The sequence below is a fragment of the Micromonospora sp. PLK6-60 genome, from assembly GCF_019890675.1.
In the GTDB taxonomy this organism is placed as follows: Bacteria; Actinomycetota; Actinomycetes; order Mycobacteriales; family Micromonosporaceae; genus Micromonospora.
Map to the genome: position 1 here is coordinate 698,060 of NZ_JAIOAA010000001.1, position 20,543 is coordinate 718,602.

A 20,543-nucleotide genomic window follows, 5' to 3' on the forward strand; every position below is an offset into this window, starting at 1 on the left:
GACATTCGCTTGGTCCGGCTCGATTATTCCAACCCGGACCGAACGAATCGATGATTGCTCGGGGTGACTTTTGGGGGTAGCCATCCGGCTACCCCGGGCCCTAGCCACGTTTGCAGGCCGGGCGGGTCTGTCGACGTTGAACCGCATTGACGACTCTGAAGATAGCCAGCACTGAGGACGAATAAAGCTGACATCTTTGGGAGTCGTTATGCAGGCGGTCGAGCAGGCGGTCGAGCGGGCCGTGGAACACGTCATCGAGGCCATCCACGAAAACTACGGCGAGGAACTCTGCATCGATGACCTGGCCCGCACGGCAAGGTACAGCAAGTTCCACTTCACCCGAATCTTCCAGCGAACGACCGGGCTCACCCCGGGCCGTTTTCTCTCCGCCGTTCGCCTGCAGAAGGCAAAGCAGCTTCTCACGTCGACGTCGCTGACGGTCACCGACATCAGCCACATGGTCGGCTACACCAGCGTCGGCACCTTCAGCTCGCGCTTCGCGTACAGCGTGGGTGTGCCGCCGCGCACCTACCGGCGGCTCGGTGGTCGCCGGCCCTGGCGGTCCTTCCCGAACGGCCGGATCGACGGCAGCCACCGGGCCGTCACGCACACCCGGTCGACGGTACGCGGCACCATCTCGTGCACCGACACGGTCTGCGCGGGGCCCGTCTTCGTCGGGCTCTTTCCCAGCCGAATCCCGCAGGGCGAGCCGGTGCGGTGCGCCGTCCTGCCCCGCACCGGGTCGTACGTGCTCGACGACGTGCCGCCGGGCACCTGGTACGCGGTGGCCTGCTGCCCCCAGGGCCGGCCGGCCGGGCAGGGCACGGGCCCGAGCGCGGCGGCCGACGGATGCGAGGGGATGGCGGTCGGGTACCACGGACCGATCACCATGCATCCGGGCGTGGTGCGGATCGCCGACCTGACCATCCGGCCGGCCTGCCCGCTCGATCCCCCGGTGCTGCTGGCGCTCCCCGACATGCGCGCCGACTCGGTCGTCGCCAACCTGGAGGCGGCCGCGTGACACCGGCGCGCCGCGGCGCTGGTTCGCCACCGACCGGGCGCCCGTCCATCCGGTGAGGCCGCTGTCGCCGTCCAGGTCGGCCGCGTCCTTCGCGGAATTCACCTCGGGGCAACTGGCGGAGCATCGGTGGAGGTAGTTTGAGGCTTCGCACGCGGCAGAACGCCTCGCCCGGGAGTCCGGTCCCCGGCTTGACCGTCCCGCGGGCGCTGCTGGGACCGGAGAGACAGGCGTCGACCGGGCATTCGCGGGGGCGATCGAGGGACTGTATGGGAACCGGAAACGTAGGGCTGGCTGACCTGGTCTTCCCGGCGCTCGGTCTGGGCGGCAACGCGCTGACCGGCGAGTACGGCCCGGTCGGCAGGACCGAGATCAGCAGCACCGTACGGCGCGCCCTGGAGCTCGGCGTCCGGATGATCGACATGGCCGGCGCGCACCGGGGGGCCGACCTCGAGCGGATCGTCGGGAAGGCGATCCGGGGCAGCCGGGTGCTGATCGCGACCCGGGGCGGGCCGCGTGTGGACGCCGCGGGCGGGCCGGTCGGCGGCGACGGTCGGCCCGGTGCCCTGGCCCGCGCCTGCGACGCCTCGCTGCGGCGCCTCGCCGTCGACGCCATCGACCTCTTCTACCTGGGGATCGACCCCCGCGTGCCGGTGGAGGAGAGTGTGGGCGAGCTGGGTCGGCTGGTCGACGCCGGAAAGATCAGACACATCGGCCTGTCACACGCCACGGCGGAAGAGCTGCGCCGTGCCCACGCCGAGCGTCCCGTCGCCGCGCTGGCACTCGAATATTCGCTCCTGGAGCGGGGCGTCGAGGCGGCGGAGCTGCCGGCGGCCCGCGCCCTGGGCGTCACCGTCATCGCCGCCCGCCCGCTCGCCCGCGGGCTGCTGACCGGACGGATCAGCTCGGTCGACCACCTGCACCCCGACGACGTTCGACGCGACGACCCGCGCTTTCGGTCGCAGCGCCTGGAGCACGTCGGGCACCGGTTGCTCGCCGCCCAGCAGTTGGCGGCCGAGAAGCACGTCAGCCTCAGTCGGCTGGCGCTGGCGTGGTTGCTGGCCCAACCGGGCGTCGTGCCGGTGCCGAGCACCCGCGATCCGCTGCACCTGGAGATGGATGCCGCCGCGGTGCAGGTACGGTTCACCACCGAGGAGCGCGACCGGCTCGAAACGATCTTTCCGACCGAGCCCGGGCCGGGAGCGGACCACCGGCGCGACGACGACGTCACGCCGGATCGTTAGGCGCGGCGCCCAACCTTCGCGGCGTGGCCGGCCGTTCCTTGACCGTGATCAGCGATGCCGCCGCCGCCTTGTTCACGGCGTCGATGCGGGACACCGCGCCCAGCTTGACGAAGATGTTGCGCAGGTGCCGCTTGACGGTGGCCTCCGTCAGCTTGAGTCGGGACGCGATCTGGGTGTTGCTCAGGGCCTCTGCCGTGAGTTCGAGCACCTCGCGCTCGCGGGTGGAGAGCACGTCGGTCCCGCCCCCCTCCGCCTGGGCGAGGCTTTCCCGGGAGACCGCGAGAACGATCCGCCCCTCGTCGGAGTGGACGCTGCGGATGGCCGCCACCAACTCCTGCCGGTGCACGTTCTTGAGCAGATATCCCCGCACGCCGGCGGCGAGCAGGCTGCGCAGCAGCTGCGGGCCGTCGTACATGCTCAGGATGATCACCTTGGTGTCCGGCGTGCGGGCCCGGAGCCGGCTCACCGTCGTGGTGACGTCCTCCCCGGGAATCTCGACGTCGAGGAGGACGACGTCCGGCCGCGACTCGGCGGCCAGTGCGAGGGCACTCGCGCTGTCCCCGGCCTCGCCCACCACGGACATGTCGTCCTGCGCCTCCAGGATCTCCCGCAGGCCCTCGCGGAGCAGTGCGTGGTCGTCGACGAGGAGGATCGTGATGTGGTCACGTGCTTGCGACATGGGCGCTTCCCTGCGGTCAGCTTCGCGGAGGATGGTATCCGAATCGGCCGGTCGCGATGCGTACGAATGACGACACCGCGACGGGCGGGCCTCACCCGCGCGCCCGCGCGGCCTCCCCCGCCGGCACCGGTGCCGGCTCGCCGACGAAGCGCGCCACCAGCTCGTTGAACGTCTCCGGCTCCTCGTAGAACAGCAGGTGCGCCCGGTCGCGCAGCACCGCCAGCTGGGAGTCGGGAATGGTGCGGTGCAGCCACTCCTGCACCGAGACGGGAATGTGACTGCGGGTGGCGCCGACGATCAGGGTGGGCAGGGCGATCCGCGGGATGACGTCGCGCCAGTCGCTGTAGACGTAGTCGAACATCAGCGCCGCCGTCGCCTCGGCGGGCATCCTGAGCGCCTCGCCGATCAGCCATTCCACGTCCGTGCGCTCATCGGTGACGAACGAGCTCACCAGCCGGCGAACCAGCTCCTCCTGGTCGTTGCGGATGGCGCTGACGATCCCGAGCGCTCCGGCCGCGTCCCACGCCGCGCCGGTGTCGGCGATGTCCTGTTCGGTCATCTCCGGCGTCTCACACAGCAGCACGCTGCCGTCGACCAGGATCAGCCGCGCCAGCCGCTTCGGCCCGAAGAGGTCGTAGTAGCTCCAGGCCACGGCGCAACCCAGCGACCAACCCATCAGGGTGATCTCCGCCAGACCGAGCGCCTCGATGAGTTCGTCCAGGTCCTTGGCCAGTCGGGAGATGCGGTAGCCGTGCGCGGGCTTGTCGGAGTCGCCGTGCCCGCGCTGGTCGTAGACGATCACCCGACACCGCTCGCGCAGTCCCTCCAGCTGATGGACGAAGACGGACTTCGGCTGCGCGATGCCGGGGATGATGATCAATGGCGGTCCGCTCCCCGCCTCGGAGTAGGACAGGCGTACCCCGTCCGATGTCACCACGTCAGGCACAGTGCGACTCCCCCCAGGAATGGCTCCCGTGACGCTGATCCTTGCCTAGCGCCGACAGGAAGCCAACCCGGGGGGAATCGCGAGCGCGAAGGGCAGGTCAGGCGTCCACTTTGGCCGCGGCGCGCGCCGCCAGGTCGGCCGGGGGGTACCAGGACTCGGGGACGACGGAATCGTCGGGCCGTGCGCGACCGACGGCGGAGCGGGTCGCCGCCACCGCCGCGGCGACGATGTCCGGGTCGAGCCCGACCCCCCAGACCGGCCGCTCCTCGCCCTCGACCCGGCACTCCGCGTACACGGCGAAGGGCAGGTCGTCGTCGTCGGATCCGGGGTGGCCGGACGGCGCCGACTCCACGACGTGCGCCGCCAGGACGTCGATCCCCTGCGCGGCCAGCACCGCCTCGACCACCCGGGCCTGTTCCGCGCTGGTGACCTCGTCGACCTGGCGGTTACGCCAGTCCACGTACAGGGTGGCGGCGGTCACCGACGCCCCGGCGCCCACCGGCTCCAGGTACGCCGACTCGAAGAGCCGCCACAGCTGGGCCGGTTCGATCTCGTCGCCGGTCGCCTCCGAGTGGCCCTGCACCAGGTGGGCGAAGTCGACCTGGAGGCCGTACGGCAGGGTGAGGTCGTGCCGGGACCGCAGCACGTAGGCCACGCCACCCTTGCCCGACTGGCTGTTGACCCGGACGATCGACTCGTACGAGCGACCGATGTCCTTCGGGTCGATCGGCAGGTACGGCACCGTCCAGGCGGCCTCCTCGGGTCGCCTGCCCTGCGCCGACGCCTCCCGCGCGAGCGCGGTGAGTCCCTTGTTGATCGCGTCCTGGTGCGACCCGGCGAAGGCGGTGTAGACGAGGTCGCCGCCGTACGGATGCCGGGGATGGACGGGGATGCGCGTGCAGTACTCGGTGACCGCCCGGATCCGCGCCATGTCGGAGAAGTCGATGCGCGGGTCGATCCCCTGGCTGAACAGGTTCAGCCCGAGCGTGACCAGACAGACGTTGCCGGTGCGCTCGCCGTTGCCGAACAGGCAGCCCTCGATCCGGTCGGCCCCGGCCACCATGGCCAGTTCGGCGGCGGCGACGGCGGTGCCCCGGTCGTTGTGCGGGTGGACCGACAGGCAGATGTGCTCGCGCCGGGACAGCTGCCGGTCCATCCACTCGATCTGGTCGGCGAACATGTGCGGCCCCGATCGCTCCACCGTGGACGGCAGGTTGAGCACCGTCTCCCGGCCCGGGCCGGGTTGCCAGACGTCCATCACCGCTTCGCACACCTCGAGCGCGAAGTCCATCTCGGTCTCGTTGAACATCTCGGGCGTGTACTCGAAGCCGAAGTCGCAGTCGCCGAGGAGCCGCTCGGCGTGCTGCACCACCCAGCGGGCCCCCTGGACGGCGAGGTCACGGCACTGCTCGCGGTCGACCTTGAAGACCATGCTGCGGCTCGCCGGCGCCGTCGCGTTGAAGACGCAGACCGTGGCCCGGCGCGCACCGCGCAGGCTCTTCACGGTGTGCTCGATCAGCTCGGCACGGGCGGGCACCCCGACGGTGATCCGCACGTCGTCGGGAATGCGGTCCTGCTCGATGAGCATCCGCACGAATTCCGTCTCGTCCTGGCTGGCGGCGGGGAAACCGACCTCGATCTCCCGGTATCCCATGCTTGTCAGCAGCTCGAACATCCTGAGCTTGCGGCTGGGACACATCGGCTCGACCAGGGCCTGGTTGCCGTCCCGCAGATCGGTGGAGAGCCAGCGGGGCGCCTGAGTGAGCGTACGGTCGGGCCAGGTGCGGTCGGGAAGCTCGATGCGGCGGAAGGGGGCGTAGCGGCGGTACGAGTCCATAGCTGCTCTTCCTTAACAATCTCCCGCGCCCGCACGTGGCGCAGTTCGGTTCGATGCCACAATCGCACAAGATCGGGCATCTATTGACCACGGTGAGTTGCGTAAGACACTGAACTCAGTGTCCCGAGACATGCCTGAAATTAACCCGGGACCGACTCCGGGGCAAGCGGACCGGCGGCAAGACGTCACGGAGTCGCACCCTAGGAGTCGTTCGGGATATCGAAAGTTGTAGTTTGCGTACCGAACCTGCGCGCCACGCCACCGCACCGCGCGTGATCCGCGACCCGCCGCGCCGAAGTGACCGGCAATGAGACGGAATATGAAGCAACCAGTATCGAAAGTTGAAGTTTCACCAATATCCCGTCGTGCGGAGAGGCGGCCAGGATCGCGCCACCCCCTTTATTGTCCCGCTTCGATCAGGACATAATCCCGCTCATGGCGGACACCGAAGTCGCACCGACCTCCCCGCGACCGCAGCCCCTCCGGCGGCTGATCGACATCGCGCGGCTCTGCGTGGTCGAGGCACGCCCCAGCGTCCTGCTGGTCTTCCTGCTGCGATTCCTGGTGGGCAGCGCGCTCAGCGGCATCGCCGCCCCCCGGGGCGATCTCGGACGGATCGCCGCGGCGGCGGTGGTCTGGGAGCTCGCGGTGTTCGCCGTCTACCTGTTCAACGGCGTCACGGACGTCCAGGAGGATCGGATCAACGGGTCACGCCGGCCGATCGCCCGCGGCGCCCTCCCCACGGCGACCGCCCGACGGATCACCGTGGGCGCGGCGGCGCTCTCGCTCATCGGGGGCGCCACGCTCGGCGGCGGCCTCTTCTGGGCGGTGCTGGCCCTGCTCACGCTCGGCTTCTGCTACTCGAGCCCGCTGGTGCAGCTCAAGCGGCACGCGATCACCTCGACCCTCACCGGGCTGTCGTTGGGGTTGTTGACCTACTACGCCGGCCACCTCGCGTACGCCGCGGCCGGCTCGTCGTATCCCGGTCCGGAATTCGTCGTCTTCGTGGCGGCCGTGACCACCTGGATGGGGTTGGTGGGCGGGCTGACCAAGGATCTCTCGGACGTCGCCGGCGACGCCGCGGCGGGCCGGCGCACGGTGGCCGGGGTGCACGGCGAGGCGGCGGCGCGGCGGGCGGCGGCCGGCGCGGCCCTGGGGCTGGCCGTGGCCTTCTGCGCGGCCGGGGTGTGGACCTCGCCGCTGCTCATCTGGCCGGGGTTGGCGATGCTCGGCGGCGCCATCGCCATAACCATTGTGTGTTTGGGTGGCTCCGCTAAGCGAGCAGAGTCGGACAGCCGTCGACCATATCGGGCATTCATGGCAACGCAGTACTTAATGAACCTCGGCATGATTGTCGCACTGGGCGGGCAATTGTTGTTCGGATGAGAGTTCTGTGTGAGGATGGTCGGCGGGAAGCCGGAACTGCACTTCCGCACTAATCCGGACAACCCATCGGAGATGAACTTATCCGGATGACTGGGGTTCCGGAGGAAGCCTTGGCTGACGATGCCCACGGAGGCGCGGAGCCCGCACGGAACGCCTTGGCGGAACGCCTCGAGGCGGAACGATCCATCATCCTGGCCGACTATGTGCGCGCGCTGGACTCGCTGGACAGCACGGTCGCCAGCGACCCGACCGCGCGCGAGCAGACCATCGCGCACGCCAGCCAGTCCCTGACGGACCTGGCCCGCAGCATCCGGGCGGGGCGGGTCCAGATCGACGAAAGCTCCACGATGCTCGCCTGGGACATCGGGGAGACGCGCGCCGCCCAAGCCATACCGACGCGGGAATCGTGGCGGGCCGCCATGGTTTTTGTCGAGACGGTTCTGCGGTGGGTCATCCAGCATGTGGACGCGGATTCGATGGAAACACTCGGTGTCGTGATGTTGACATTGCACCAAAGCATCACCGTACGGGTTCGCGAAGCGACCGGGGCATACACCAGCTTTCTGTTGAATCGGATCCATGAAGCCCATCTCGGTGAGCGGCAGCGCATCGCCAGAGAACTGCACGACCGGGTGGGCAACGGGCTCAGCATCGCGCACCGGCGGCTCGAACTCTTCGAGGACCACCAGCAGGATCCGGTCAAGGCGGCGGCCCAGGCGAAGAAGGCGCACCACGCCGTGCTGGATTCCCTGGAGAGCCTGCGCGCCGTGATCACGGACCTGCGGCTCGAGGCGCCGCTCAAGAGCCTCGAGAAGGCGCTGGCGAGCTACATCGAGTCGGTACCCGCGAGCGACGGCCAGTTGCGGCTGCGGGTGAACGGCGACGAGAACTGGGTGCCCACGACCGTCCGCGACGAGTCGTTCCTCATCATCAGAGAGGCGATCCGCAACGCGCTCGCCCACGGCACACCCGGCAAGATCCTCATCCGGGTGGACATCGCCCCGCACGAACTGCGGGCGGTCGTCGAGGACACCGGCCAGGGCTTCGACCACGCCGACATCCGGACCTCGGCGACCGCCGGCCTGTCGTCCATGCGCGAGCGGGCGGCGCTGCTGGGCGGCCTGGTGCTGGTCGCCTCGCAGCCGGGGCAGGGCACCCAGGTGGAGCTGACCGTGCCGCTGCCCGAGCAGCGGGCGGACGGCGACTTCGACTGATCCGACCGGCCGGGTCAGTCCCGCGGACGCCGCCCCCAGGCCCGGACGTACGCCCACAGGGTGTCCCGGAAGTTCGGGTCGTCGACCAGCGCGTGCGCCTCGTCGTAGACGGACTCGTCGACCAGCCCCCGCTCCAGCAGGAACGGCTTCACCTGAGCGAAGGAGGACCGCCAGAACTCGTCGGTCACCCCGCCGCCACCGAGGATGTCCACCTTGACCGACATGCCGATGTCGACCAGCCCGGCGCGGCCGAGCAGGAGGGGAAGCCGGCGCGCCCAGCGGGGATCGGACCCCTGCGACCGGAACAACTGCTCGGCGGCCGTCCACATCTTGCCGATCGCCGGGTGCGGCGTCGAGTCGACGGGGAACATGTCGGCCTCGCTCACCGCCAGCCAGCCACCCGGCTTCAGCCAGCGCACCGCCCGGCCGAGCAGCGCGTCCCGGTCGGCGAGATGCATGAACAGGGCACGGGCGTGGATGAGATCGAACGACGCGGGCGGGAACTCCCCCCGCTCCACGTCCTGCCGCACGACGTGCAGATTGGACGAACGCGACTGGTCGAGGAACGAGGTGTCGACGTCGGCGGCGACCACCCGGCCCTGCGGGCACTGCTCCGCCAGCCAGCGGGCGATGGAGCCGGCGCCGGCCCCGAGCTCGAGACAGTGCCACGTCGGCTCGATGCCCAGGCCGGCGAGGGACGCCATCTCGTCGGGGTCCAGCATCCGCTCCATGACCTGCAGGCGCCGCATCTCCGTCGGCAACCGGTGACTGAGGATGCCCTCGGCGTACCGATCCGCGGAGACCTTGCCGGGCGCCTGGGACCCATCGGCGTCGAGCTGAAACGTCATCCCGCCCCTCACCTTGCTTGCACGGTCACGTACCTCAGCGCGGTGGGCACTTCGGCCGACGACGATGCCACTGTACGCCCAGAGTGCGGACCGGGGTCGCCCACCACTGCCTCTCATCGGCACGGCCGTCACCGGTCCGCCGGCGCCCGGTCGCAATTACCCCCGAAATTGCGCCGGCAACCACTGCGTCCGGAACTGCGCACAATTGAAGGGGAACGTATTCGGTGGCCCGGTTAGCGTGACCGGAATAGCGACAGCCAGGAGGGAAGGAATCGCATGGCCACCGTCGACACGACCCGCCGGGAGGGGTTCATCGGCCGGCTCAACGGGCGCCATCACCGGGCGGCGCTCACCGCGTACCTGGTCATCGTCCTCGGACACTGGGCCGAGCACCTGGTCCAGGCGTACCAGATCTGGGTGTTGGGGCTGCCCCGGCCGCAGTCCCGGGGCGTGCTCGGGCAGTGGTTCCCGTGGTTGGTCACCTCGGAGTGGCTGCACTACGGCTACGCGCTGGTCATGCTGATCGGCCTGTTCCTGCTGCGTCCGGGCTTCACCGGCCGGGCCCGCACCTGGTGGACGGTGGCGTTGGCGTTGCAGTTCTGGCACCACATCGAGCACCTGCTGCTGTTCCTCCAGGCCCAGTCCGGGACGTTCCTGTTCGGACGGTCCGAGCCCACCAGCATCATCCAGCTGCTGGTCGGCCGGGTGGAACTGCACCTGTTCTACAACAGCGTGGTCTTCATCCCGATGGTGATCGCGATGTACCGGCACCTGCGCCCGTCCGACGCGGAGCTGCGGGCCGCGTCGTGCAGCTGCCTCGCCGAGCAGAGGCGCACCCTGACCGGCGCACCGTCGGCGCCGGTCCCGGCCTGAGATGCGCCGCGCCAGGTACCCCCTCGCGGTGCTGGCCGCGACCGTGCTCGCCGTCCTGGCGGTGCCCGGCGCGGCCCGCGCCGGGACGGGGCTGGCCGGCAGCGACCCCCGGGACGGGGCGGTCCTGGTGACCACGCCCGCGGCGGTGCGGCTGACCTTCACCGGCGAGCCGGACCTCGACGACTCGCACGTCGCCGTGCTGGACGACCGGGGGACGGCGGTCACCACCGCCGATCCCCGGCCGGCGGAGCCGCGCACCCTGCGACTGCCCCTCGACGCCGGACTCACCGGGGACCTCACCGTCGCCTGGCACGTCAGCTTCCGCGACGGCGGGCAGAGCCAGGGGACGGTGCGGTTCAGCGTCGGCACCGGGCGGCCACCGGCGCCGGCCGGGGCACAGCTCGACCGGGCCGCCGCCGACCTGCTCGACTCCCACGCGCACGGCATCGACCCGCTCAGCGCGGTGCTGCTGGTCGTCAACGGGGTGGTGGTGCTGGGCGCGGTGACCCTCCTGCTCGTACACAATCCGCGCCGGCCACGAGCCTGGCGCCTACCGGCCGAGTTCGGCGGCGGTGGACCGCCGCCGGCGGGCCCACGGGCGGAACCGGACGCCGGCTCCGCCCGGATCCCACCAACAACCGGAAGGGGTACGACGTGACCGCTCAGCAGGACGAGATGGCCGCGCTGGCGGCCGAGGGCAGGGATCTCGACGATCTGGTCGCCGGACTGGCACCGGAGCAGTGGTCGCTGCCGACCCCGGCGCCCGGGTGGACGATCGCCCATCAGATCGCCCACCTCGCGGCCACGTTCCGGGTCGCCGGGATGGCCGCGGCCCAACCGGACGCCTTCAACGCGATGGTCGCCCGGATCGCCGGCGACTTCAACGGCAACGTGGAAGCCGCCCTGTCCGAATACCTCAACGACCCGCCGGAGGTGCTGCTCGAACGCTGGCGCGCCGAGCGGAGCACCGCCGAGAAGGCGATCGCCGCGGTGCCGCCGAACCAGCTGGTGCCCTGGCTGGTCCGTCCGCTGCCGCCGGGCGTCCTGGCCACCGCCGGCTTCATGGAGCTGTTCGGTCACGGGCAGGACATCGCCGACACGCTGGGGGTGCGGCGCACGCCCACCGACCGGATCCGGCACCTGGTCGGCTTCGCGGTGCGGTGCTGGGACTTCGGCTACCAGGCGCGCGACCTGCCCACCCCGCAGACCGAACTGCGCTTCGAGCTGACCGCCCCGTCCGGGCAGGTGTGGACGTTCGGCCCCGAGGACTCCCCGGAGCGGATCACCGGGCCGGCGTGGGACTTCTGCCTGCTGGCCGTCCGGCGCCGGCACCGCGCCGACCTGGCGTTGAGCGCCACCGGTGACATCGCCGAGCACTGGCTCGACATCGCCCAGGCGTACCGGGGTCCGGCCGGCGCGGGCCGGCAGCCGGGACAGTTCGCCGAGCTGGACCGACGCTGAACCCGAGGCCACCGCCCCGGCACCGATCACCCGATCCGTGCCGGGGCGGTGGCCTGAGTACGACCCGTAGCGGATCGCCGTGTCCCGGATGCACCGGCTGTCGACGCCCGTCGGACGTACGATCAGAGGTCAGGAGGTAGAGACATGGCTCGCGGCGACGGCGCACCACCTGGGTCACGGTATGTGGACCAGCGGCACTTCGTGGTCGCACCCTCCCTGGCCGATCTGCGCGGCCCGACTCACGGGATGGTGACACTCGATCGGTGGTTGGACTGGTCCGGTGACAGTACCTACGACCTCGACGACGCCGGCGATCTACAGCTGATGTACCAGACGGTTCTGAATCAGGCCAATTCGGCTGCGGATCTGTGCCGATGGTTGCACGGCCCGACGCTGCGCCGTTTGTGGCCCAGCTTGTGGTTGCCGGCCCGGATACGGGCGTTGTGGCAGGCGCGCTTTCCCGAGCTGACTACGCCGCCCGAGGCGCTGGCCGGATAGAAGTGGATCACGTTCACCTCCGCCTCGCGGAGATCGGACTGCGGGTCGCCGCCCGATACGGCTTCGCATTGGCCGGCGGCTATGCGGTGCAGGCCCACGGCATCCTGGACCGCCCGAGTGAGGACGTCGACCTGTTCACCGCGTGGGAGCGACGTGGCGAGTTCACCGCAGCGGTGGACGCCGTGGTCGGCGGTTACCGCTCGAACGGTTACTCCGTCGACGTGACGCAGCAGTTCGACACGTTCGCCCGCCTTGCGGTCACCGACCCTGCTCATCCGGAGCATCCGTACAAGGTCGAGTTGGCAGCCAACTGGCGCGCGTTGCCGCCGGTGATGATGGACGTCGGGCCGGTGTTGCACGCCGACGACGTGGTCGCGGGCAAGATGTCCGCTCTCTACACGCGCGCCGAGCCTCGCGATTTCCTGGACATTGACGCGGCGGTCCTGAGCGGTCGCTACACCCGGGCCCGGTTGTGCGAGTTGGCCGAACAATCCGACGCGGGTTTCGACCGGCGCGTCCTGGCGGACCTGTTCGGGATGATGGAGCGTTACCCGGACCGCCGGTTCGCCGCCTACGGCGCGGCCCCCGCCCAGATCAGCGAGATGCGCAAACGCTTCGCCCAGTGGCGCGACGAGCTCGTCGCCGACCTACCGTAGTTCGTGCGAACGCCCCGTCCGACAGCGGCTGGTGTCACCGGCGGCGCGGCGTGATCAGACCCGACTCGTACGCCCACACGACCAGTTGGGCGCGGTCGCGGCAGTGCAGCTTGGTCATCGCCCGGTTGACGTGGGTCTTGGCGGTCAGCGGGCTGATCACCATGCGTGCGGCGATCTCGTCGTTGCTCAGCCCGCGGGCGACGAGCTCGACGACCTCCTGTTCGCGGGCGGTCAGCAGGTGCCGCCCCGCCGCCCGGTCGGCCGGCGGCGGCCCGGCGACGAACTCGCTGATCAGCGTGCGGGTGACCGCCGGGGCGAGCAGCGCGTCGCCGTGCGCGACGACGGCGACGGCCCGCAGCAGGTCGCCGGGATCGGCGTCCTTGAGCAGGAAGCCGCTGGCGCCCGCGCGGAGGGCGGCGAAGACGTACGAGTCGAGTCCGTAGTTGGTGAGGATCAGGACGCGGACCGCGGCGAGGGCGCCGTCGGCGGCGATGCGTCGGGTGGCCTCGATGCCGTCAAGCCCGGGCATCTGCACGTCCATCAGCACGACGTCCGGGCGTAGGCGTCGCGCCAGCTCGACGGCGGCGGCGCCGTCCGCGGCCTCGCCGACGACCGCCAGGTCGTCCTCCGCGTCCAGCAGGGCCCGGAACCCGGCCCGCATCAGGGCCTGGTCGTCGGCGAGCAGGACCCGGATCATGCCGACCCCTGCCTCCGGTTGGCGCCGCCCCGATCCGGGCCCGACCGATCCGCCCGGACCTCGCGCCGACGCTCGGTCATGCCGCCCCCCGCACCGGGAACGTGGCCCGCACCGTGAAACCGCCCTCGTCGTCGGCGGCGGCGTGCAGGGTGCCGCCCAGACCGGTGACCCGTTCCCGCATGCCGCGCAGGCCCACCCCGGGGGTCACCGGCTTCTCCGGTGACGCCTGGCCGTCGTCGGTCACCGAGACGGTCAGCCACGCCGGAGCGTACTCGACGTGGACCCGGGCGGTGGCGGAGCCGGCGTGCCGGGCCACGTTGGTCAGGGCTTCCTGGACGACGCGGTAGCCGGCCTGGTCGACCTCGGCGGGCAGGTCCCGGGGCTGGCCGGTGACGGCGACCCGCACCGGCACACCGGCCGCCCGGGTCCGCTCGGCGAGCTCGCCCAGCCGGGCCAGCCCGACCCGGTCCCCGTCGCCGGGTGAGCGCAGGACCTCCAGCGTGGCCCGCAGTTCCCGCATGGCGGCGCCGCTGGCCTCCTGGATGGCCAGCAGCGCGGCCGGCGGTTCGTCGCCCTGCTTGCGGGCCAGGTGCACGGCGATCCCGGCCTGCACCTTGATCACCGAGATGCTGTGGGTCAGCGAGTCGTGCAGGTCCCGGGCGATGCGCAGGCGCTCCTCCCCCGCGCGGCGCAGCGCCATCTCCTCGCGGGTGCGTTCGGCCTCGACCGCCCGCTGCTCGACCTGCTCCAGGTAGGCCCGGCGCTGCCGCGCGACGAGCCGGCGACGTTGGCCGCCACGAACCAGCCAAGCAGCAGGGCGGTCCGCTCGGCGATCTGCTGGCCGGGCCGCCCGGCGGGCGCGACGGTGACGTCGCGGGCCAGGAAGCCGCCGAGGAAGACGAGGCTGGCCAGCAGGGGGGCCGCGCGGTGCCCGCGCCACGCGGCGACGTAGACCGCGCCGAGGACGGGGAACGCGGCGGACACCCCGGGATGCACCCGGACGTGGAAGGCCAGCATGGCGGCGGCCACCGCCAGCAACGTCACCACCGGGTGCCGCCGGCACACCGCCAGGGCCGCCGCCATGACCAGGACCAGGGTGACGTCGAGCGCCCCGACCGGCGCGGCGTCCGGGGCGAGCGCGGCATTGCCGAGCAGCAGGACGCCGAGGGCGAGGCCGCTGAGGGCGTACGGCAGGTCGCGGCGCATGACCGCACTGTAGAACGGCCGTACGTCGGGAGGCATCCTGCGACCGCGGTAGCCGCGGCGTACCACCGAGGCGGTATCGGCGGCCGGGCAAGTGCCTACGACGGCACGACGTTTTCCCGCCCGGCCGGGGCCAGCATCGAGCCCATGACATACCGCTTCTTCACGCCGCCGAAGGCATCGGCGGCGACCGGTGTCACCGCGGCGGTGTACCGGCAGCTGCGCGACGAGTTCCTCGGGCCGGTGCCCACCTTCCAGGCGCTCTCGGTGGTGCCGGAGGTGCAGGCCGCGGCGTGGGCGTTGCTGCGCGAGGCGCTGCTCGCCGGGGACGCGTCCCGGGTCGAACGGGAACTCGTCGCGTCGGCGGTGTCCCGGGCCAACCGCTGCCGGTTCTGCCTCGACGCCCACGTGATGCTGCTGCACGCGCTCGGCGAGCACCAGCTGGCCGAGGTGGTCGCCCAGGGTGGCACGCCATCCGCGCCGAGGCACGCCGAACTCGTCGCCTGGGCCGAGGCCAGCCGCAGCCCGCGGGCCGTCGGCTGGTCCAGCCCGTACCGGCCGGAGATCACCGGCACGCTGCTCGCCTTCCACTTCATCAACCGGATCGTCTCGGCGCTGCTCGACCCGGATCTGCTGCCCGGTGGCCTGCAGCGGTCCCCGGTGGTGCGATCGGTCGGGGGCCGGCTCTACGCCCGGGCGGCCCGGGAGCCGAAGGAGCCGGGCCGCGGCCTGGCGCTGCTCGACGCCGGCCCGGTGCCGGCACCGGACTGGGCCGGGGACAGCCCGGTGGGCGTGGCGTACGCGGCGCTGCGCGACGCCGCGCTGCGCGGCGGGCACCTGCTGGGTGACGTGGCCCGGCAGACGGTCGCCGCCACGGTGCGGTGGGAGGACGGACGGTACCCGGCCCGGCCCGTGGAGTGGGCCGCCGACCTGATCCGGGACCTGCCCGGCGCCGACCGGGTGGGGGCGCGGATCGCGCTGCTGGCGGCGTTCGCACCCGGCGCGATCCGCACCGGGGACGTCGCGCTGTGGCGGCTGACCCACCCGCCCGACGCCGACCTCGTGTGGCTGGTCGCGTACGGGGCGATGACAGCCACCGAGCACGTCGCCCAGGCCCTGTCCCCCGCTCGTTCCTAGGAGGTCACCATGCGCAAGGCCCTCGTCGTCGTCAGCCTCGTGTCGCTCGTCGCGTTCGTCTTCCAGTTCGTCTTCGCCGCCGTGGGGGCGTTCACCAAACCCGCGAGCGAGGGCGCGTACGCACTGCACAGCGTCACCGGGATGGCCGTCATCCCCGCCCTCATCCTGCTCACCACCCTGGTCGCCGTGCTGGCCAGGGCGCCGGGTCGGATCATCGGACTGGCGATCCTGCCGCTCGGCCTGGTCGTCCTCCAGCCGCTGATCGCCATGCTCGCCAACGCGCTCACCGACACCGCCGGCGGCAGCACCCCGTTCGGCCTGACCATCGCCGGGCTGCACGCCCTCAACGGCATCATCGTGGTGCACATCGTGGTCCGCGTGCACCAGGCGGCCCGCCGGCTGGCGTACCCGACGCCCGCCGAGGCCACGACGGTGGCCGTCGGGGAACGGGAGCCGGCATGACCGTCGGCTCGCTGCTCGCGGCGGACCTGGTGATCGCGGTCCTGGCGATCGCCGGGTGGCTGGGCGGCGGCGCGGCCGCGGCGGCCCGGCGCCGCCGGCTCGCGCTGGGACTGGCCGCCGTCGCGCTGCTCGCCACGGCGGCCCGCGCGGTCACCGTCGCCGCGCTGGCCCGGGCCGGCTGGTGGTTCGCGGCGGAAAAGGTGCTCATCGCCGCCCCGCTGTCGCTGGCGGGGGTGCTCGTCGCCGGGCCGTGGCTGCTGCGGGCGCGGCCCGACTCCCGGTCCGCGGCGGTCCCGCTGCTCTTCGCCGGGTACGCCGCGAGCGGCGCCCTGCTCGTCACGCTCCTGCACGGCTATCCGGTGTCGGTGGGCGCGGGACTGCTGGCGGTCGCCGGGGTCGTCACGGCCACCGCCGTCTCGTGGCGGGCCCTCGACACCCGCCCGTCCCGGACCCTGTCCCGGGCGGCCCTCGTGGTGGCGGTCGCGGCGCTGCTGGCCGGAACCGCGCTCGTGGTCACCCCGAACGCCGCGCCCGCCGTACCCGATCATGATCATCGGGCGGCGCGGATCGTGGGCGAACCGACCCGGCGGTTCACCCTGACGGCCGGGACCGCCACGGTACGGGCGGGCGGCCGGGACGTCGCGGCGTGGGCGTTCGACGCCCAGGTGCCCGGGCCCGAGCTGACCGCCACCGTCGGCGACGTGCTGGAGGTGACCCTGCGCAACCGGGACATCGGGCGGGGCGTCACGCTGCACTGGCACGGGTACGACGTGCCGAACGACCAGGACGGGGTGCCCGGCGTGACCCAGGCGGCCGTGCTGCCCGGGCAGGAGTTCGTCTACCGCTTCCGGGCCGACCAGGCCGGCACGTACTGGTATCACACCCACGCGGTGTCCGACGTCGGCGTGCGGATGGGCCTCTACGGGGTCCTGGTGGTGCGCCCGGCACCGGTCACCGGCGTCGAGGTCACGGTGCCGGTGCACACCCTGGCCGGCGTCGCGCTGCCCGCGCCGACGACCGCGCCCGTCGCGGCCGGGGTGCCGGTGCGGCTGCGGCTGATCAACACCGACAGCACCACCCACCGGTACGCCCTGGCCGGGGTCCCGTTCCGGGTCGCCGCCATCGACGGCGTCGACCTGCGCGGCCCGACACCGCTGGCGGACACCGCCGTGCTGATCCCGGCCGGGGGCCGCTACGACCTGGTGTTCACCGCGCCCGCCACGCCGGTGGGGCTGTTCGTCGACGGACGGGCGGTCTGGTCCACCGGAGCGGTGTCGGCGGCGACCGGTGGGTGGCCGGTGCTGGATCCGCTCGGCTACGGCGTCGCCGCCGCGGTGCCGTGGACCCGGTTCGACCGGGAGTTCCCGCTGGTCCTCGACCGCGGCCTCGACCTGCGCGGGCTGCTCCCCCGTTACGCGCACACCGTCAACGGCGCGGCCGGCCCGGACATCCCGCCGCAGGTGGTCCGCCGGGGCGACGTCGTCAGGTTCACCATCGTCAACCGATCCTTGGTGGTGCACCCGTGGCATCTGCACGGCCATCACGTGCTGGTGCTGTCCCGCAACGGTGCGCGGGCGACCGGAAGTCCGCTGTGGCTGGACTCCTTCGACGTGCGCCCCGGCGACGTCTGGGAGGTGGCCTTCACCGCCGACAACCCCGGGATGTGGGCCAACCACTGCCACAACCTGCCACACGCCGACGCCGGGATGATGCTGCACCTGATGTACGGGTAGGCCACCGCGCCGGCGGTGTCGGTGCCGTACGCGGCGGGGCCGGGGCGACCGTGTCGGTCGCCCCGGCCCCGCCCGGATTCGTCAGGCGCGCTGGCTCCACTGCTGGTTGGCGCCGCCGTGGCAGTCCCACAGCACGATCCGCGTCCCGTTGCCGGTGCCCCAGTTGTACGCGTCGAGGCAGCGTCCGGACTGGACGCCCCGGATGGTGCCCCCGGTGAAGGTCCATTGCTGGTTGGCGCCGCCGCCGCAGTCCCAGATGATCACGCGGGTGCCGTTCGCGGTGCCGCCGCCCTCGGCGTCCAGGCACTTGCTGCCCAACACCTGCAACTGCCGCCCCGAGGTGTAGGTCCAGCGTTGCATGGTGCCGCCCCAGCAGTCGTACAGCTGCACGAGGGTGCCGTTGGTGGTGCTGCCGTTCGGCACGTCCAGACACCGGCCGGACTGGGCGCCCACGATCGCGGTGGTCGTGCCACCCGGGGTGCCGCCACCCGGGGTGCCGATGCTGCCGGGCACCGCCAGCAGGGCGGCGTACCAGGCGGCGGCCATCTTGTCGTAGCCGGTCGCGGTGGGGTGGATGCCGTCGATCAGGTCGCCGGTGGTCACGGCGCTGTGCATGTCGACGAGGTGGACGCGCTTGCCGGCGTTCACCTTGCTCTGCACGATGCCGGGGATGGCCGCGTTGAAGGTGCGGACGGCCGATTCCTGGCCGCTGTTGGACAGCGGCGTCAGTTGCGCGACGAACACGTCCGCCGCGGGTGCGGTGTTGGTGATCCGGTCGATCAGGGTGGACAGCCGGTTCGGCGCGGTGGAGACGTTGTAGTTCTGCAGGATGTCGTTGGTGCCGATGTGCAGCAGCACGGTGCGCGGCTGGTAGGTGTTGAGCCAGCCGACGATGTTGGCGTCGATCTGGTCGATGCGCCAGCCCGGGTGGCCCTCGTGGTCGTGGTCGCCGAGACTGCCCGGCCCGTTGAACTGGGAGCCGACGAAATCGGTGGTGTACCGCCCGTTCGCGAGGCGCTGCCACAGGCCGATCCGGTAGCCGCCCGGCACCTGGGTGCCCTCGGTGATGGAGTCACCGAGCGGCATCACCCGGGTGCCGCCGTTCGACTCCGCGCTGGCCGGGCCGGCCGGGGCCACCGGGCCGGCGACCATGAGGGCCGTCGCGGCGCCCGCCGCGAGCCACCGTGCCATTGTTCGCATGACTTGTTCCTCCCAGATCTCGACGGCGAGCGAGCACGATCGCCGCCACCACCGCTGCGGCACCGTCGAACGCCTGCCCCTCGCGGCGGATGCGTCGTCGGTCGACGAGGTTGCGGCCGAGCCCGACCGGCGGTCGCCCGTCACCACCGGCGGCGGCCAGAACCGCAGCGGCCGGCGCCGCCGGCGGTCCTGAACGTTACGTGCATGTTATCGATAACATCGATGTGGGTGATTAAAGCACACATCCGGCCGAACGGCGCCGTGTCTCGCCGGTCGGGCACGGTGACCATCGAGTTCGCGCCCTTGGGAGGGCTCCTCCGGGAGGCGCTAGGCCCGCGCGGCGGCGAGGAAGATCGGCACCGCCACGAAGATGCGGTGGGTACGGGCCCGCTCGGCCTGCTCGGCGAGCCACCCTTCCTCCTCGGTGATCCGGCGTACCAGAGCGAGCGCGGTGTCGTCGGTGAACACCGCGGTCCGCACCTCGACGACCGGGTCGGTGAAGCCGGCGTCGAGCAGGAGGTTGCGGTACCTCCGGGCCACCCTCGGCGACGGCAGCGAGTCCGCCTTGGCGTGCACCAGCCGCCGGGTGGCCGCCGGCTGGTCCGAGTCGATGGCGATCAGGTCCCAGTCCTGGCCGAGCAGGACGGCCCGGCCGCCCGGCACGAGCACCCGGCGTGCCTCGGCCACCGCTCGCGCCGGCTCGTCGAGCATGTGCAACACCTTGTCCGCGCGGTAGCCGCTGACCGACCCGGTCTCCAGCGGCAGTCGGTAAACGTCGCCGACGTGGAACCCGCCCGCCGGCCAGCGCCTCCGGGCCACGTCGATCATCGCCGGGTCGAGGTCGACGCCGACCGCGCGGGCTCCGCGCGCGGCCAGCTCGCCGACCGCGCGGCCACTGCCGCAGCCGACGTCGACCACGGTGCGGCCGATGAGGTCGCCGAGCAACTCGTAGGAACGTGCGCGCAGCTCGACCGCCGTGGGCTCCCCCTCGGCGGCGTCGAGGACGGCAAGCAGACTGGACATGCCCCCCATGGTCGGACTTAATGTCGACATGAAGTCAACACCGATGACGATCGGCCAGGTGGCCGACCACTTCGGGTTGCCGGCACACGTCCTGCGGCACTGGGAGTCGGTGGGCCTGCTCGCCCCCGCCCGCGTCGAGGGCGGCCGCCGCCGCTACGCCCGGGAGGACCTGGTCCGGGTGGCGTCGATCGTGCGCGCGAAGCAGGCCGGGCTGCCGCTGCCCGAGATCCGGGCATTCCTCGCCGCGCACGGCCCGGCCGACCGTAGGGACGTGCTGCGCCGCCACCACCGCGCGCTGCAGGACAGGATGGCCGCGCTGCGGTCGGCGCTCGATCTCCTTGAGGCCGGGCTGAGCTGCTCGCACGAGGACATCGCGACCTGCCCGAACTATCAGGCCCACCTCGCGGAGCTGGTGGAGGTCAGGGACA

At 71.9% G+C, this 20,543-nt stretch carries 22 protein-coding genes; 13 read left to right on the forward strand and 9 right to left on the reverse strand.

From position 1 onward, the window contains the following. Nucleotides 1-208 precede the first annotated feature (208 nt). On the forward strand, nt 209-1,021 hold the full coding sequence (locus tag K7640_RS02920) for a helix-turn-helix transcriptional regulator (RefSeq protein WP_222953074.1): 813 nt from the start codon (nt 209-211) through the stop codon (nt 1,019-1,021). Nucleotides 1,022-1,287: 266 nt separating this feature from the next. After that, nucleotides 1,288-2,262 carry an aldo/keto reductase gene (locus K7640_RS02925; RefSeq protein ID WP_222953075.1) on the forward strand — a complete coding sequence of 325 codons (975 nt, stop codon included), beginning with the start codon at nt 1,288-1,290 and terminating at the stop codon, nt 2,260-2,262. On the opposite strand, the gene K7640_RS02930 is transcribed toward K7640_RS02925, so the two are convergent. The 3 genes from K7640_RS02930 to K7640_RS02940 all read right to left on the reverse strand — a co-directional run bounded on the left by K7640_RS02930 (nt 2,246) and on the right by K7640_RS02940 (nt 5,724). Then, nucleotides 2,246-2,941 carry a response regulator transcription factor gene (locus K7640_RS02930; RefSeq protein ID WP_222953076.1) on the reverse strand — a complete coding sequence of 232 codons (696 nt, stop codon included), beginning with the start codon at nt 2,939-2,941 and terminating at the stop codon, nt 2,246-2,248. The genes K7640_RS02925 and K7640_RS02930 overlap by 17 nt on opposite strands. Nucleotides 2,942-3,032: 91 nt before the next feature. Next, nucleotides 3,033-3,887 (reverse strand): alpha/beta fold hydrolase, encoded by an 855-nt coding sequence (locus tag K7640_RS02935; protein ID WP_222953077.1) that lies wholly within the window; start codon nt 3,885-3,887, stop codon nt 3,033-3,035. 97 nt (nt 3,888-3,984) lie between these two features. Beyond that, on the reverse strand, nt 3,985-5,724 hold the full coding sequence (locus K7640_RS02940) for a 2-isopropylmalate synthase (protein ID WP_222953078.1): 1,740 nt from the start codon (nt 5,722-5,724) through the stop codon (nt 3,985-3,987). 435 nt (nt 5,725-6,159) lie between these two features. Here K7640_RS02940 and K7640_RS02945 point away from each other — a divergent pair, with 435 nt between their 5' ends. Then, nucleotides 6,160-7,110 (forward strand): UbiA family prenyltransferase, encoded by a 951-nt coding sequence (locus tag K7640_RS02945; protein ID WP_222953079.1) that lies wholly within the window; start codon nt 6,160-6,162, stop codon nt 7,108-7,110. A gap of 155 nt (nt 7,111-7,265) precedes the next feature. After that, nucleotides 7,266-8,324 (forward strand): sensor histidine kinase, encoded by a 1,059-nt coding sequence (locus K7640_RS02950; protein WP_222953080.1) that lies wholly within the window; start codon nt 7,266-7,268, stop codon nt 8,322-8,324. 14 nt (nt 8,325-8,338) lie between these two features. Here the strand turns inward: K7640_RS02950 and K7640_RS02955 are convergent, their stop codons facing one another. Then, nucleotides 8,339-9,172, reverse strand: a complete 834-nt coding sequence (locus K7640_RS02955) for a trans-aconitate 2-methyltransferase (protein WP_222953081.1) — start codon at nt 9,170-9,172, stop codon at nt 8,339-8,341. A 276-nt stretch (nt 9,173-9,448) separates the two neighbouring features. Here K7640_RS02955 and K7640_RS02960 point away from each other — a divergent pair, with 276 nt between their 5' ends. The 5 genes from K7640_RS02960 (at nt 9,449) to K7640_RS02980 (ending at nt 12,660) form a co-directional block, all read left to right on the forward strand. After that, the gene (locus K7640_RS02960) at nt 9,449-10,045 is read left to right on the forward strand and encodes a hypothetical protein (RefSeq protein WP_222953082.1); all 597 of its coding nucleotides are present in this window, start codon (nt 9,449-9,451) and stop codon (nt 10,043-10,045) included. Between the two features lie 28 nt (nt 10,046-10,073). After that, complete coding sequence (locus K7640_RS02965) at nt 10,074-10,703, forward strand: copper resistance CopC family protein (RefSeq protein WP_222953083.1); 630 nt, start codon at nt 10,074-10,076, stop codon at nt 10,701-10,703. Further along, nucleotides 10,700-11,506, forward strand: coding sequence for a TIGR03084 family metal-binding protein (locus K7640_RS02970; RefSeq protein WP_222953084.1), 807 nt, complete (start codon nt 10,700-10,702; stop codon nt 11,504-11,506). The genes K7640_RS02965 and K7640_RS02970 overlap by 4 nt, the downstream gene beginning before the upstream one ends. 183 nt (nt 11,507-11,689) lie before the next feature. Continuing rightward, complete coding sequence (locus K7640_RS02975; RefSeq protein ID WP_308042426.1) at nt 11,690-12,004, forward strand: hypothetical protein; 315 nt, start codon at nt 11,690-11,692, stop codon at nt 12,002-12,004. Nucleotides 12,005-12,006: 2 nt separating this feature from the next. Then, nucleotides 12,007-12,660: a nucleotidyl transferase AbiEii/AbiGii toxin family protein gene (locus tag K7640_RS02980; RefSeq protein ID WP_222953086.1), complete on the forward strand. Its 654-nt coding sequence runs from the start codon at nt 12,007-12,009 to the stop codon at nt 12,658-12,660. 34 nt (nt 12,661-12,694) lie between these two features. On the opposite strand, the gene K7640_RS02985 is transcribed toward K7640_RS02980, so the two are convergent. From K7640_RS02985 to K7640_RS29915, 3 genes are all read right to left on the reverse strand, one after another. Next, nucleotides 12,695-13,357 carry a response regulator transcription factor gene (locus tag K7640_RS02985; RefSeq protein ID WP_222953087.1) on the reverse strand — a complete coding sequence of 221 codons (663 nt, stop codon included), beginning with the start codon at nt 13,355-13,357 and terminating at the stop codon, nt 12,695-12,697. 76 nt (nt 13,358-13,433) lie between these two features. Next, nucleotides 13,434-14,057, reverse strand: coding sequence for a sensor histidine kinase (locus K7640_RS29910; RefSeq protein ID WP_255607766.1), 624 nt, complete (start codon nt 14,055-14,057; stop codon nt 13,434-13,436). Continuing rightward, nucleotides 13,994-14,563 (reverse strand): hypothetical protein, encoded by a 570-nt coding sequence (locus K7640_RS29915; protein WP_255607767.1) that lies wholly within the window; start codon nt 14,561-14,563, stop codon nt 13,994-13,996. The genes K7640_RS29910 and K7640_RS29915 overlap by 64 nt, the downstream gene beginning before the upstream one ends. A gap of 144 nt (nt 14,564-14,707) precedes the next feature. Between K7640_RS29915 and K7640_RS02995 the strand changes: the two genes are divergently transcribed. Genes K7640_RS02995 through K7640_RS03005 form a run of 3 tightly spaced genes read left to right on the forward strand, consistent with a single transcriptional unit; the run spans nt 14,708 to nt 17,892 of the window. After that, nucleotides 14,708-15,697: a carboxymuconolactone decarboxylase family protein gene (locus K7640_RS02995; protein ID WP_222953088.1), complete on the forward strand. Its 990-nt coding sequence runs from the start codon at nt 14,708-14,710 to the stop codon at nt 15,695-15,697. A gap of 9 nt (nt 15,698-15,706) precedes the next feature. Continuing rightward, on the forward strand, nt 15,707-16,159 hold the full coding sequence (locus tag K7640_RS03000) for a DUF6220 domain-containing protein (RefSeq protein ID WP_222953089.1): 453 nt from the start codon (nt 15,707-15,709) through the stop codon (nt 16,157-16,159). Beyond that, the gene (locus K7640_RS03005) at nt 16,156-17,892 is read left to right on the forward strand and encodes a multicopper oxidase family protein (RefSeq protein ID WP_222953090.1); all 1,737 of its coding nucleotides are present in this window, start codon (nt 16,156-16,158) and stop codon (nt 17,890-17,892) included. The genes K7640_RS03000 and K7640_RS03005 overlap by 4 nt, the downstream gene beginning before the upstream one ends. A gap of 81 nt (nt 17,893-17,973) precedes the next feature. Here K7640_RS03005 and K7640_RS03010 read toward each other — a convergent pair whose 3' ends face one another. Continuing rightward, nucleotides 17,974-19,092, reverse strand: coding sequence for an RICIN domain-containing protein (locus K7640_RS03010; protein WP_222953091.1), 1,119 nt, complete (start codon nt 19,090-19,092; stop codon nt 17,974-17,976). Nucleotides 19,093-19,419: 327 nt separating this feature from the next. Next, nucleotides 19,420-20,115: a methyltransferase domain-containing protein gene (locus K7640_RS03015; RefSeq protein WP_222953092.1), complete on the reverse strand. Its 696-nt coding sequence runs from the start codon at nt 20,113-20,115 to the stop codon at nt 19,420-19,422. A gap of 28 nt (nt 20,116-20,143) precedes the next feature. Here K7640_RS03015 and K7640_RS03020 point away from each other — a divergent pair. Next, the coding region (locus tag K7640_RS03020; protein WP_222953093.1) for a MerR family transcriptional regulator at nt 20,144-20,543 on the forward strand (400 nt) is incomplete at its 3' end.

Bases quoted from the DNA above. Each gene is read 5' to 3' on its own strand.
- K7640_RS03000 (WP_222953089.1), top strand. From the start codon at position 15,707: ATGCGCAAGGCCCTCGTCGTCGTCAGCCTCGTGTCGCTCGTCGCGTTC.
- K7640_RS02920 (WP_222953074.1), top strand. From the start codon at position 209: ATGCAGGCGGTCGAGCAGGCGGTCGAGCGGGCCGTGGAACACGTCATC.
- K7640_RS02940 (WP_222953078.1), bottom strand. From the start codon at position 5,724: ATGGACTCGTACCGCCGCTACGCCCCCTTCCGCCGCATCGAGCTTCCC.
- K7640_RS03010 (WP_222953091.1), bottom strand. From the start codon at position 19,092: ATGCGAACAATGGCACGGTGGCTCGCGGCGGGCGCCGCGACGGCCCTC.
- K7640_RS29910 (WP_255607766.1), bottom strand. From the start codon at position 14,057: ATGGCGCTGCGCCGCGCGGGGGAGGAGCGCCTGCGCATCGCCCGGGAC.
- K7640_RS02945 (WP_222953079.1), top strand. From the start codon at position 6,160: ATGGCGGACACCGAAGTCGCACCGACCTCCCCGCGACCGCAGCCCCTC.
- K7640_RS02930 (WP_222953076.1), bottom strand. From the start codon at position 2,941: ATGTCGCAAGCACGTGACCACATCACGATCCTCCTCGTCGACGACCAC.
- K7640_RS03015 (WP_222953092.1), bottom strand. From the start codon at position 20,115: ATGTCCAGTCTGCTTGCCGTCCTCGACGCCGCCGAGGGGGAGCCCACG.
- K7640_RS02995 (WP_222953088.1), top strand. From the start codon at position 14,708: ATGACATACCGCTTCTTCACGCCGCCGAAGGCATCGGCGGCGACCGGT.
- K7640_RS02925 (WP_222953075.1), top strand. From the start codon at position 1,288: ATGGGAACCGGAAACGTAGGGCTGGCTGACCTGGTCTTCCCGGCGCTC.
- K7640_RS02985 (WP_222953087.1), bottom strand. From the start codon at position 13,357: ATGATCCGGGTCCTGCTCGCCGACGACCAGGCCCTGATGCGGGCCGGG.
- K7640_RS29915 (WP_255607767.1), bottom strand. From the start codon at position 14,563: ATGCGCCGCGACCTGCCGTACGCCCTCAGCGGCCTCGCCCTCGGCGTC.
- K7640_RS02960 (WP_222953082.1), top strand. From the start codon at position 9,449: ATGGCCACCGTCGACACGACCCGCCGGGAGGGGTTCATCGGCCGGCTC.
- K7640_RS03005 (WP_222953090.1), top strand. From the start codon at position 16,156: ATGACCGTCGGCTCGCTGCTCGCGGCGGACCTGGTGATCGCGGTCCTG.
- K7640_RS02955 (WP_222953081.1), bottom strand. From the start codon at position 9,172: ATGACGTTTCAGCTCGACGCCGATGGGTCCCAGGCGCCCGGCAAGGTC.